This window comes from Arthrobacter humicola, assembly GCF_039531445.1.
In the GTDB taxonomy this organism is placed as follows: Bacteria; Actinomycetota; Actinomycetes; order Actinomycetales; family Micrococcaceae; genus Arthrobacter; species Arthrobacter humicola.
In genome coordinates this window covers 293,480-305,135 of the sequence record NZ_BAAAQB010000006.1, presented here as the reverse complement: position 1 = coordinate 305,135, position 11,656 = coordinate 293,480, and the positions used below count along the sequence as shown (strand labels likewise).

General features: G+C 68.5%; 10 protein-coding genes. 6 read left to right on the top strand and 4 right to left on the bottom strand.

The window, feature by feature from the left end:
• Both ABD243_RS02350 and ABD243_RS02345 read right to left on the bottom strand, forming a co-directional pair.
• The gene (locus ABD243_RS02350; protein WP_344361616.1) at positions 1–864 is read right to left on the bottom strand and encodes an amino acid ABC transporter ATP-binding protein; all 864 of its coding nucleotides are present in this window, start codon (positions 862–864) and stop codon (positions 1–3) included.
• Positions 861–1,979, bottom strand: coding sequence for an amino acid ABC transporter permease (locus tag ABD243_RS02345; protein ID WP_344361613.1), 1,119 nt, complete (start codon positions 1,977–1,979; stop codon positions 861–863). Before ABD243_RS02345 ends, ABD243_RS02350 begins: the two co-directional genes overlap by 4 nt.
• 243 nt (positions 1,980–2,222) lie before the next feature.
• On the opposite strand from ABD243_RS02345, the gene ABD243_RS02340 reads away from it, so the two are divergent.
• The 3 genes from ABD243_RS02340 (at position 2,223) to ABD243_RS02330 (ending at position 5,632) form a co-directional block, all read left to right on the top strand.
• Positions 2,223–4,238 (top strand): FAD/NAD(P)-binding protein, encoded by a 2,016-nt coding sequence (locus tag ABD243_RS02340; protein WP_344361610.1) that lies wholly within the window; start codon positions 2,223–2,225, stop codon positions 4,236–4,238.
• A 125-nt stretch (positions 4,239–4,363) separates the two neighbouring features.
• Complete coding sequence (locus ABD243_RS02335; protein WP_344361745.1) at positions 4,364–4,834, top strand: GNAT family N-acetyltransferase; 471 nt, start codon at positions 4,364–4,366, stop codon at positions 4,832–4,834.
• A gap of 198 nt (positions 4,835–5,032) precedes the next feature.
• Positions 5,033–5,632, top strand: coding sequence for a LacI family DNA-binding transcriptional regulator (locus ABD243_RS02330; RefSeq protein WP_344361607.1), 600 nt, complete (start codon positions 5,033–5,035; stop codon positions 5,630–5,632).
• A 20-nt stretch (positions 5,633–5,652) separates the two neighbouring features.
• On the opposite strand, the gene ABD243_RS02325 is transcribed toward ABD243_RS02330, so the two are convergent.
• Complete coding sequence (locus ABD243_RS02325) at positions 5,653–6,708, bottom strand: bile acid:sodium symporter family protein (RefSeq protein ID WP_344361605.1); 1,056 nt, start codon at positions 6,706–6,708, stop codon at positions 5,653–5,655.
• Positions 6,709–6,939: 231 nt separating this feature from the next.
• Here ABD243_RS02325 and ABD243_RS02320 point away from each other — a divergent pair, with 231 nt between their 5' ends.
• Positions 6,940–8,463, top strand: a complete 1,524-nt coding sequence (locus tag ABD243_RS02320) for a SulP family inorganic anion transporter (RefSeq protein WP_344361603.1) — start codon at positions 6,940–6,942, stop codon at positions 8,461–8,463.
• Between the two features lie 129 nt (positions 8,464–8,592).
• Here ABD243_RS02320 and ABD243_RS02315 read toward each other — a convergent pair whose 3' ends face one another.
• Complete coding sequence (locus tag ABD243_RS02315; protein ID WP_344361600.1) at positions 8,593–9,588, bottom strand: LacI family DNA-binding transcriptional regulator; 996 nt, start codon at positions 9,586–9,588, stop codon at positions 8,593–8,595.
• A 107-nt stretch (positions 9,589–9,695) separates the two neighbouring features.
• On the opposite strand from ABD243_RS02315, the gene ABD243_RS02310 reads away from it, so the two are divergent.
• A complete protein-coding gene (locus ABD243_RS02310; RefSeq protein WP_344361597.1) occupies positions 9,696–10,817 on the top strand; it encodes a Gfo/Idh/MocA family oxidoreductase in 1,122 nt (373 codons plus the stop codon).
• Positions 10,814–11,617, top strand: coding sequence for a TIM barrel protein (locus ABD243_RS02305; protein ID WP_344361595.1), 804 nt, complete (start codon positions 10,814–10,816; stop codon positions 11,615–11,617). Before ABD243_RS02310 ends, ABD243_RS02305 begins: the two co-directional genes overlap by 4 nt.
• The last annotated feature ends 39 nt before the right edge of the window (positions 11,618–11,656 follow it).

Sequence of the window (11,656 nt, the reverse complement as noted above, 5' to 3'; positions counted from 1 at the left end):
TTAGATGTTGAAAGCGGGCTCGATCACCTTGGAGAAGAAACTCCGGGTGCGGTCTTCCTGCGGGTTGGTGAAAATCTGTTCGGGTGTGCCTTGCTCCACGATCTGGCCCTGGTCCATGAACACGACCGTGTCGGCAACGTCGCGGGCGAAGCCCATCTCATGCGTGACGATGATCAGCGTGGTGCCGGAGTTGGCGAGCTCGCGAATGACGTCCAGCACCTCGTTGACCAGTTCCGGGTCCAGCGCCGAGGTGGGCTCGTCGAAGAGCAGGATCTTCGGGTCCAGGGCCAGCGCCCGGGCGATCGCGACGCGCTGCTGCTGGCCGCCGGACAGCTGGCGGGGGTAGGCGCCGGCGCGGTCCTTCAACCCCACCCGGTCCAGCAGTTCCAGCCCCCGTTCGCGGGCCTCGGCTTTGGAGAGCCGGGGTTTTCCGGCACGGGGTGCGACGACGGGCGCCTCGGTGACGTTCTCCAGCGCGGTCAGGTGCGGGAACAGGTTGAAGTTCTGGAACACCATGCCGATTTCGGTGCGCTGCCTGAGGATCTCCTTCTCGCGGAGCTCGTGCAGCCTCCGGCCCCGGACCTCGTAGCCCACCAGGGTGCCGTCGATGGCGATGAACCCGGCGTCGACCTTTTCCAGGTGGTTGATGGTGCGCAGGAGGGTGGACTTGCCGGACCCGGAGGGGCCGACGATTACGGCGACTCCGCCGGGCTCGACCGTCAGCGAGATGCCCTCGAGGACTTCCGTGGCGCCGAAGGACTTGCGGACCTTCGTGATCTCAACGAGGCCCCGGGTGGCTTCCCGGGCTGCGGTGGTTTCCAGGGCTTCGTGGGCTCCGGCGGCCGGAAGGACCGAGGTGCTCATCGGGTGCCTCTTTCCTGGGTAGTTTCCCTTGTTGCGGGTGCATGGGTGGCGAGGAACTTGCGGGCCTTCTGCAGCGGGGTCAGGGGCAGTGTGCGGACGGCGCCCTTGGAGTAGTGGCGCTCGATGTAGTACTGGAAGACGCTCAGGACCGAGGTGATGACGATGTACCAGAGCGTGGCCACGAGCAGCAGCGGCAGGACCTGCTGGGTCCGGTTGTAGATCACCTGGACCGTGTAGAAGAGCTCGGAGTAGGCCAGGACGTAGACGATCGAGGTGCCCTTGACCAGGCCGATGACCTCGTTGAAGGCCGTGGGCAGGATGGCGCGCATGGCCTGCGGCAGGACGATCCTGGTGGAGCGCCGCCATGCCGGAATGCCCAGCGCGGCGGCCGCCTCCAACTGGCCCTGGTCCACGGAGAGGATGCCGCCGCGGATGATCTCGGCCGAATAGGCGGCCTGGTTCAGGGTGAGGCCGAGGACGGCCGCGGCGAACTGGCTGATCAGGGTGGTGGTCTGCGCCTCGAAGAAGCGCACGTCCGTGAAGGGGAGCCCTAAGCTGATTTTCTCGTAGAGGTAGCCCAGGTTGTACCAGAGCAGCATCTGCACCAGCAGCGGCGTCGAGCGGAAAATCCAGGAGAACGTCCAGGACACGGAGACCAGCAACGGGGACGCGGAGAGCCGCATCAGAGCCAGGATGAAGCCCAGGATGAAGCCGAGCGCGCCCGAGATCGCCGTCAGCTTGAGGGTCTCCAGCAGGCCGTTCACGATCGACTGCGCGGTGAACCATTGCGCCACCACGCCCCACTCCCAGCGGGGATTCGTGGCCAGGGACCAGGCGATGCCGGCGACGCCGAAGGCGACGACGGCCGTACCGACCCAGCGCCACGGGTGCCGGGCCGCGACCAGCCGGTAGTCGGCGTAATCGGTGGCGGCCTTGCGGGCCGTTGACCCAGTGCCGGGCTGATCGGCGGGTGTCGGGGCGGCGGGTTCCGGGACGTCGTGTTCCAGGACGGCGGGTCCGGAGGATCCGGCGGGTGTGGTGTCGGGTGTGGTTCCGGCACCGGGGGACGCCGGCTCCGGGGCGGACTGCGCCACCGGGGCTGCTGTTGAACTCATGCGCCACCTCGCTTCTTCCAGTTGGTGTGGGGGTTCGGTTGGCTGCCAATCTAGGGCCGCGCGAAAACGGCGGGCAAGGCGCCAAGTTGCATGCGTTCATGCGGGTTCGCACGGCGTCACACGACGAATTATTGCCTCGATTTGCGCCGCGTTACGCGGGGTGAACGGCCGTGACCGGCGCCTCGACCGGCCCCGTTTCGGGTGCCTAGCATGAGGGCTCCGAACCAGACCCAGGAGGCCCTCATGCCAGCGAATTCCCCGTCCGTGGTCCTCATCGGCGGCGGCCCTCGCACGGCCGGGTTGCTGGAACGCCTGGCCGCCAACCGGCAGGAACTCTTCGCCGGCCCGCTTCACGTCCATGTTGTGGAACCCCACACGCCGGGGTCCGGCCGGATCTGGCGCTACGAGCAGGACGCCGGACTGATGCTCAATTCCACCGCGGCAGACGTCACGATGTTCACGGACGCCTCGGTCCAGTGCGAGGGACCTGCCGTCGATGGTCCGGGACTGGCCGAATGGGCCGCCGGGGTCCTGGACGGCTCGATCGCGGACGTGCCGGAGCTCCCGCAAAAACTCCGGGCCCAGCTCGGTACCCTCACCGGCGCCACCTTCCCCACCCGGCAGCTGCAGAGCGTCTACCTCCAATGGTTCTTCCGCCGCGCCGTTGCTGCCCTCGGACCGGAGACCACCGTGACGGTGCACCGGGACACGGCGTCCGCCGTCGAACCCTCACAGGGGGACCCGGAACGGGTCGACCCGGGACAGTTAGACCCGGAGCAGGGCGACCCTGGCGTGGACGGGTACAGCGTCCGGCTGGCCGGCGGCGCGGCGCTGCACGCCGACGTCGTGGTGGCCTCCCTGGGGCACACCGATTCGCTCCCGGACCGCGAGTCTGCCGCCTGGGCCGGCTTTGCCGCCCGGCACGGCGCGTTCCACGCGGCGCCCAGCTACACCACCGACGTCGACTACTCACCGATCGCCCCCGGCCAGGACGTGATTGTCTCCGGCATGGGCCTGGCGTTCGTGGACCTGCTGGTGCTGCTCATGGAGGGCCGCGGCGGCCGCTTCGAGGAACTGCCCGACGGCGGCCTGCGCTACCTGCCCTCCGGTGGCGAGCCGCGGTTGTGGGCCGGATCCCGCCGCGGCGTGCCCTACCACTCCAAAATCACCTCCACCCTGCGCGGTGACGCTGCGGGAGAGCCCAAGTTCTTCACCGCCGGGGCCGTCGAGGCGCTGCTGGAGGCATCCGGCGAGCTGGACTTCCGCGCCCAGCTCTGGCCTTTGATCGCCAAGGACGCCGGCTATGCGTACTACCGCGAGCTATTCACCGGTTACCCCGAGCGGGTCCGGACCGGCTGGGAGGAATTCGCCGAGCGCTTCTCCGCCGCGGACTGGTACAGCCGGGAGCGCCACCGGCTCGTTGTCGAATCCGTCCCCGACGCGGAGCTCCACCTGGACCTTGAGCGGCTGGACCATCCCTTCGAGGGTCGCGTTTTTGCTGGTCTTGCGGAAGTCCAGGCAGCGGTGGCCGCCCACATCGGCCGCGATCTTGAGCTGCGGACCGGGCCGGACCATTCGGAGACGTTGGCCCTGTTCATCTCCCTGCTCAAGTCCTACATGGACCTTGGCCGGCTGGTTCCGTCCGAGCGGTTGAACGCGCGGTCGCAGCGCGAGGTCCAGAGCTGGTGGCACGGCTTCTTCAGCTTCGTCGATTCCGGGCCACCGCCGCGCAGGCTCCGGGAGATGCTGGCGATCCACCGGGCCGGACTGCTGCAGTTCCTGGGCCCTGGGCTGGAAATCGAGGCCGCGGACTACTCGGGCCGGTTCGTTGCCACCTCGGCGCAGTCCAGGATCACGGTGTCAGCGGCGGCCCTGATCGAGGCCCGGCTTCCGGAGCCGTCGGTGCTCCGCTCCGCAAATCCGCTGCTGCGCCAGCTGCACACCTCCGGGCTCGGCACCGAACAGCAGCTCCTGACCGCGGACGGCACCCACGCGACGGGCCGTCTGCTGGTGTCCGCCCACAACGAGCTCATCAGCCCGGTCGGGGAGCGGCGCGAGAGGCTGTTCGGCGTCGGGCCCGGCACCTCCGGCTGGGGCGCGGGGGCCTTCGCGCGGCCCAGGAGCAACGCCGCGCCGTTCCGCGAAAACGACGCCCTGGCCCGGCGCATCCTGAACCTGCTGGCCGGTCATACGGGCAACCACGGCAGCAACCACCACGCGGTGCCGCAGGCCGCCGCCCGCGGAAAGGACCGGCCATGACTCCGTCACCACCGGACCACTCACCCTTGCGCGACTTGCCTGCGGACAACGCGGACACCCCGCCGACCCCGCCGGAGGAGACTCCGCCGTCGAACAAGTCAGCGCTGACAGTCCTGAACCTGCCCATGAGCGATCCCCGAGTCCGACCCCTCTTGGACGAACTCGCGCTCGAATACGACACCCGTTACGGCAACCTCTTTGGCAAGGGAGCCGCAGCGGAGGAACTGAACCGTTACCCGGCCGAGGAATTCGCTGCGCCCGGCGGGGCCCTTCTCATTGTGCGCGAGAACGGCGAATCCGTGGCCGGCGGCGCCTTCCGCCGGCACGGCACGAACACGGCAGAATTCAAGCGGATCTGGACGCATTCGGCACATCGGCGCCGCGGACTCGCCCGCTTCGTCCTCGCCGAGCTGGAGGCATTGGCCGCCCGCCGCGGCTACCGCAGGGTCTACCTGACCACCGGCCCCCGCCAGCCCGAGGCGAAACACCTCTACCTGAACACCGGCTACGAGGCTCAGTTCGACCTCTCCGCCGATCCCGAAAGCATCGGGCCGCTCGCATTCACCAAGGACCTCCCAACCGAAACCCCAAGGTGAACCCCAACGTGGAGCCACTTAGCGCCCGTCCAAGGCCTCGGGATGGGCACTAAGTGACTCTGCGTTGCTTGCTCGTGGCGCAGCCTGCCATGGGCCGGGGAGCGTTGCTTCGGGCTAGAGTTCCACATGGGGTCTACCCCTAGGACGAAGCATTCAGGAGTCGCCACGAAACGGCGGAGAAGCAGCCGGGAGTCATCAGTGCGGCATGGATCCAAGCCCACCATCCGCGACGTCGCAGAGACGGCCGGGGTCTCGGTCACCACCGTCTCCTACGTGCTGTCCGGCCGGTCCGGCGGCACCACCCGGATCAGCGAGGCCACCCAGGGCCGGGTGCATGCCGCGGTACGCGAACTTGGCTACGTGGCCAACCGGAGCGCCCGCGGCATGCGGCGGGGCCGGACGGAGCTGGTGGCCGTGGCCGTCGCGGACCTCGAGGACCCCCGGGACCGCGCCCTCGCCACGCTGCTGGCCGCCATCCTGCCGGAGCACGGCTACCAGGCGGTCGTCCTGCTGGGCGGGGGCTGGCGGCAGTTCATGCTCGCCGGCGGCGCCGACGGCGTGATCCGCACGGGCGCCTCCGAGACCGCCGAAGACTCCGCAGCCATGGCGGAACTCGCCGCCCGCGGCGTGGCCCAGGTGCTCATCACCGACGACGCCGGCGCCGGCGCCCTTGACGCCAACCGAGACGGCATCCCGGATGTTCCGGCGGGATACGACGTCGTGCCTGCGGGATCCGAAAGCCCGGAGGCCCTGGCCGAGCGCGCCGTCACTGCGCTGCTCGGCCGGCTGCGGAGCTAGCAGTAAAGCTAGCCCCGCCTTTAGGCGTTCAGCGCGGCGGCTTCCGGCACGGTGGTCTCCGGTGCTGCGGCGTCCCGGATGGGGCGCCGGGCCAGCCACGCCGCCACGATGGCGCCGGAGATGTTGTGCCACAGGGAGAAGACAGCGGACGGCAGCGCGGCCAGGGGGCTAAAGTGCGCCGTGGCGAGGGTGGCGGCGAGGCCGGAGTTCTGCATCCCGACCTCAAAGGCGAGGGCCCTGCGCGCCCGGTCGTCAAGGCGCCCCACCTTGCCGGCCAGGTACCCCAGGCCGAGCCCGAAGCCGTTGTGCAGAACCACAGCTAGGAACACGATGCCGCCCGCGGCGACGATCTTGCTGGCGCTTCCGGCCACCACGATCGCCACGATCAGCGAAATCACGACGGCGGACGCCCACGGCAGTGCCGGCAGAACCTTGGCCACGACCTTCTTGAGGAAGAGGCGGGCCAGCAGGCCTGCGACAACGGGCAGGAGGACGGTCTTGAGGATGTCCTGGACCATGCCGCCGGCGTCGATGCTCAGGTACGAGCCGGCCAGGAACAAGACCAGCAGCGGCGTGAAGATCGGGGCAATCAGGGTGGACACGGACGCGACGGCCACGGACAGGGCCACATCGCCCTTGGCGAGGAACGCCATCACATTGGAGGCGGTGCCCGACGGCGCGCAACCCACCAGGATCAGGCCCACAGCCAGCTCCGGTTCGAGGTGCAGGGCGACGGCGATCAGCCAGCCGGCGCCCGGCATGATGACATAGTGGGCCACGATTCCCAGGGCCACCGCCCAGGGACGCTTGGCCACCGAGGCGAAATCGGGCGGGGTCAGGGTCAGGCCCATGCAGAACATGATGATGCCCAGCAGGAACGGCACACTGGGCGCCAGGGGTTTGAAGGCTCCGGGGAGCAGGAAGCCGGCAACGCCGGCCACCACGACGAGGATGGGGAAGATCGTCACCGCGATGCGCGCGATCTTTGCCTCGGCCGCGAGGGCAGGATTGAGGGGGACGTCGGCGGCGGTGCCCGCGTCCCGGGAGGAATTCGGAGTTTTAGTTGCCTCAAGCATCCAAGCATGGTGCCACCGCCGTCCGCGGACTGACTACTTCGTGACCACCTGGTGGACAAATATGTCAGATTTATAGCCATTCCGCCCCCGGCGGGGCTACTTGGGTAGGGTTTCATGAGTGGGTGAGCCCAGGACGGCGAACTCCCCACTCCCTCCGGCGCGGTGCGGCGCCCCACAATCATTGAAATCCGAAGGCTGACTGTGCCTTCTTGACCACGAACGGAGCCAGCAATGGCCGTCAAAACTGCCGCAGATGCCCCGGCCTTCACGCCCGAGCAACTGCAATCCGTCCGGGGCGCCTTGAGGTCCCCGCGCCGGCTCAAAACCGAAGTGCTCGGCGGCCTTGTGGTGGCACTGGCCCTCATCCCGGAGGCGATCGCCTTCTCGATCATCGCCGGAGTGGACCCGCGGATCGGACTCTTCGCCTCCTTCACCATGGCCGTCACCATCTCCTTCGTCGGCGGGCGCCCCGCGATGATCTCGGCGGCCACCGGCGCCGTCGCCCTGGTGATCGCCCCGCTCGTGAAGTCCCACGGGCTGGACTACCTCGTCGCCGCGGTGATCCTGGCCGGCCTTTTCCAGATCATCCTGGGCCTGTCCGGGGTGGCAAAGCTGATGCGCTTCATCCCGCGCTCCGTGATGGTGGGCTTCGTCAACGCCCTGGCGATCCTGATCTTCCTCTCCCAGGTGCCCGAGCTGATCGGCGTCCCGTGGCTGGTCTATCCGCTCACCGCGGCAGGCCTGCTGATCGTCTTCGGCCTGCCCAGGCTGACCAAAGCCGTTCCGGCGCCTCTGGTGGCCATCGTGGTCCTGACACTCATCACCGTCCTGGCCGCCGTCGCCGTTCCCACCGTGGGGGACAAGGGTGCGCTTCCGGACTCGCTGCCCTCCCTGTCCCTTCCCGGTGTGCCGTTCACGTTCGAAACGCTGCAGGTGATCTTCCCCTTCGCGCTGGCCATGGCCTTCGTGGGGCTGCTCGAATCCCTCATGACGGCGAAGCTCGTGGACGACATCACCGACACCCGCTCGCCCAAAACCCGCGAGGCATGGGGCCAGGGCGTGGCCAACATTGTCACCGGCTTCTTTGGCGGCATGGGCGGCTGCGCGATGATCGGCCAGACCATGATCAACGTCAAGGCCTCCGGCGCCCGCACCCGGATCTCCACCTTCCTGGCCGGCGTCTTCCTGCTCATCCTCGTGGTGGCTCTCGGCGGCATCGTGTCGCTGATCCCGATGGCCGCGCTCGTGGCCGTCATGATCTTCGTTTCCGTTGCCACTTTCGACTGGCACAGCATCAGGCCCTCCACGCTCAAGGCGCTGCCCAAGAGCGAAACGCTCGTCATGGTCGCCACTGTCGCCGTCACCGTGGCCACGCACAATCTGGCGATCGGCGTCGGCGTCGGCGTCCTGGTCGCCATGGTCCTGTTTGCCCGGCGGGTGGCGCACTTCGTCACCGTGGAGCGGTCCCTGGCGGAGGGCGATGGCGGCCAACTCGCCACCTACAAGGTGGACGGCGAACTGTTCTTCGCCTCCTCGAACGACCTCTACACCCAGTTCGAGTACGCCCTGGACCCTGACCGCGTGGTTATCGACATGCGCGACTCCCATCTTTGGGATGCCTCCACGATCGCCGCACTGGATGCCATTACTGAGAAGTACCGCCAGCACGGCAAGAGCGTCGAAGTGGTGGGCCTCAACGACGCCAGCCTGGCGATGCGCGAGCGGCTCGCCGGAAAGCTCGGCGCCGGGCACTAGCAGGGCGGCAGTGGCGGCTTGCTGGCGTCGGAGTTTCCCCGCCTTCGGAAGTTCCGGCCGGCGTGTTGCGCCGAACCGCCGGCGATTGGCGGCGTCGTGCGTCCAGAGGTGGGGAGATTCGGCGGCGGGTCAGCTTGGGCGCGCCGGTCCGGTGGTGTTGCGGATCACCAGATGCGGTGTCCTGACCAGGTGAGCCGGGGCGTCGGCTCCTGCCAGCCGCTCGACTGCCCTGTCCACGGCGGCAGTGGCGAGGAGGGGCGCGTCCTGGCTGACAGAAGTCAGTTGCACGTAGCTGAGCCGGGCAAACTGGCTGTCGTCATAGCCGACCACTGACACGTCCGCCGGCACGCGCAGCCCTGCGGTCCGGAGGCCCTCGATCACCCCGAGGGCCGACCTGTCATTGAAGGCGATCACGGCGGACGGGGGGTTGTCCCGGAGCGATGCACAGGCCCTGAGTCCGTCTTCCTCGGTGAGGCCGCCCGGAACCACGAAAGGCTCCAGCCCCCGGCGGAGCATTTCGGTGCGAAAGGCATCCCGGCGCTGGTCGGCCGAGACGGCCGCCCCGCCGTCGACATGGACAATTCTTCGATGACCCAAGGCGGCGAGGTGTTCAACGGCCAGCCGGATGCCTGCGTGGTTGTCGCTGCTGACGGAGTCCACTTGGTCTCCGACGTCGTCGCGCAGGAGGCTCACCACCGGTGCCCGGCGTGCAAACCCGGAGAGCTCCTGGCTGCCCAGCGTCGGAGAGATGAGGATCAGCGCCTCGCATCCCATGTCCAGGAGAGCCTCCGCCGCACGCGTTTCCGGCCGGCCGCTGGCAACCGCGCTCAAGGCGATTTCGTAGCCCCGTTCCGCGGCGCCGGCATAGGCGGCGTCGACGATCTCGGCGTGGAACGGCTCTGACGTGAAGAAGCTCAACCCGAGAAGCCTGGTCCGCGCGCTGCGGAGCAGCCGGGCCCGGCTGTCCGGCCGGTAGCCGAGTTCCCGGGCCGTTTCGAGCACCTTCTTCCGGGTGGACTCGGCCGCGCCCGGGGCGCCGCGCATCACGATGGACACCAGGGCACGTGAGACGCCGGCGGCCTCGGCGACGTCCATGAGCGTGGGGCGGCGCTGCTGTTCGGTCATTCTTGCTCCTTGCTTTCAACCAGTCTATAGAACGTTCTAGACATTCACCGGCAGCAGGTGCATCATGGTTCTACTAGAACGATCTACAACCCAGGCTAGGAGTTTTCATGAGCTATCTGCAGCACCCGGTCAGCGACGACCGGCCCGTCCGCGTCGGACTCATCGGCGCCGGCTGGATTGGCAAGTTCCACGCAGAGTCCGTGGCGCACCGGATTCCGGGTGCCCGTCTGGAGGCCATTGCCGATCCCGCCCTCCCCGCGGTCGAAGCCCTCGCTGGCCGGCTGGGAGTGCGCAAAATCAGCACGGACCCGTCAGACGTGATGAATGATCCGGACATTGACGCGGTCCTCATCGCGGCGCCGGCCCGGTTCCATTCGGACCTGATTGCTGCTGCGGCCCGGGCCGGAAAGGACGTGTTCTGCGAGAAGCCGGGTGGCCGGACTATTGAGGAGTTGGACGGTGCCCTTGATGCAGCCGATGCTGCCGGCGTCATTGTTCAGTTCGGCTTCAACCGGCGCTATGCAAACGACTTCGCAGCGGCACGGAAGCTGATTGACGACGGCGCCGTGGGAGTCCCCCAGCTGCTCCGGTCGCTGACGCGGGATCCGGGCACCGCGGCAGGCCTTGCCGCCCCCGAGCGGATTGCGCCGGGAACCATCTTCCTGGAAACCCTGATCCACGATTTCGACACCCTGAACTGGCTGAACCCGGGCGCCGTTCCGGTCCGTGTCCACGCGGTCGCCGACGCGCTGGTCGCCCCTGAGCGGAAAGCAGGCGGACTGCTGGACACGGCGGTGGTGACGGTGACGTACAGCAACGGTGCCATCGCGGTGGCCGAGGCCAATTTCAACGCCCTGTACGGCTATGACGTGCGCGGCGAAGTCTTTGGCTCGGCGGGCATGGTTACTGCGGGCGGGCCCCAGGCGTCCAGCGCGACGAGCTACACCGCGGCCGGCATCGCCTCCTCCACCGTGCGGCTGAACGTGGATCTTTTCCATGATGCCTACACCGCGGAGCTGGCCCACTTCGTCGACGCCGTCAAGGCGCGCCGCGGGAACCAGGCGGCCCCCGGAACCCCGGGCCCCGGCGGCACCGACGCCCGCAACGCCCTGGCCGTGGCACTCGCGGCGATCCGCTCGAACGAGACCGGGCTTCCCGTGGAGGTTTCCTCGATCGCCGAACTGCGGGCCGCCGAGCCCGCGCTCCACGCCGTAGGGCAGGGAGAATGAGCTTCCGCCTGGCCGTTTGCGCCGAGATGGTCTATGGCGAGCTGGACCTCATCGAGAGGGTGCGGCGGATCCACGGACAAGGCTTCGAGGTGGAACTCTGGGATACGCGCGGGCGGGACATTTCCGCCCTCGCCGCGACTGGTGCACGCTTCTCCTCGATGAGCGGCTACTTCGGCGGCAGCCTGATCGACCCCGAAAGCGCCGACGAGGTGGTGGCTTCGGCCGAAAAGCTGATTCCCACCGCGCTGGAACTCGGAGTCGAGCGGATGGTGGTCCACCCGGCCGAGCTCGGGGAAGGCGGCCGCGCCGTCCGGCCAACGTACCGGTCCACGGGCCAAATGTGGCTGACCGGCCTCCGGACCCTCGAACGCCTGGCAGTCCTGGGCGAGAAGCACGGTGTGACGTTTGCGCTCGAGAACCTCAACACCATCTTGGACCACCCCGGCATCCCGCTGGCCCGGGCCAAGGACACCCTCACCCTGGTCTCGGCGGTCGACCATCCCCACGTGAAGATGATGCTGGATCTGTACCATGCCCAGATCGGGGAAGGGAACCTGATCGAACTCGTCAGGGCCGCGCTGCCGTGGACGGGGGAGATCCAGGTGGCCGACGTCCCGGGCCGGTTCGAACCCGGCACCGGGGAAATCAACTACCGCGCTGTTGCGGCGGCGCTGAGGGAAGCCGGCTACTCCGGCGTCATCGGCCTTGAAGCCGGCGCCGTCGGCGGGCAAGGACTGGCTGCAGGCGATGCCGCCCTGGCCGCGTTCCGGGCCGCGTTCCGGGCGGCGTTCGAGGGCTGAGCGCGGCCTGAGCGCGGCCTGATCGCGTGCACCGGGCCG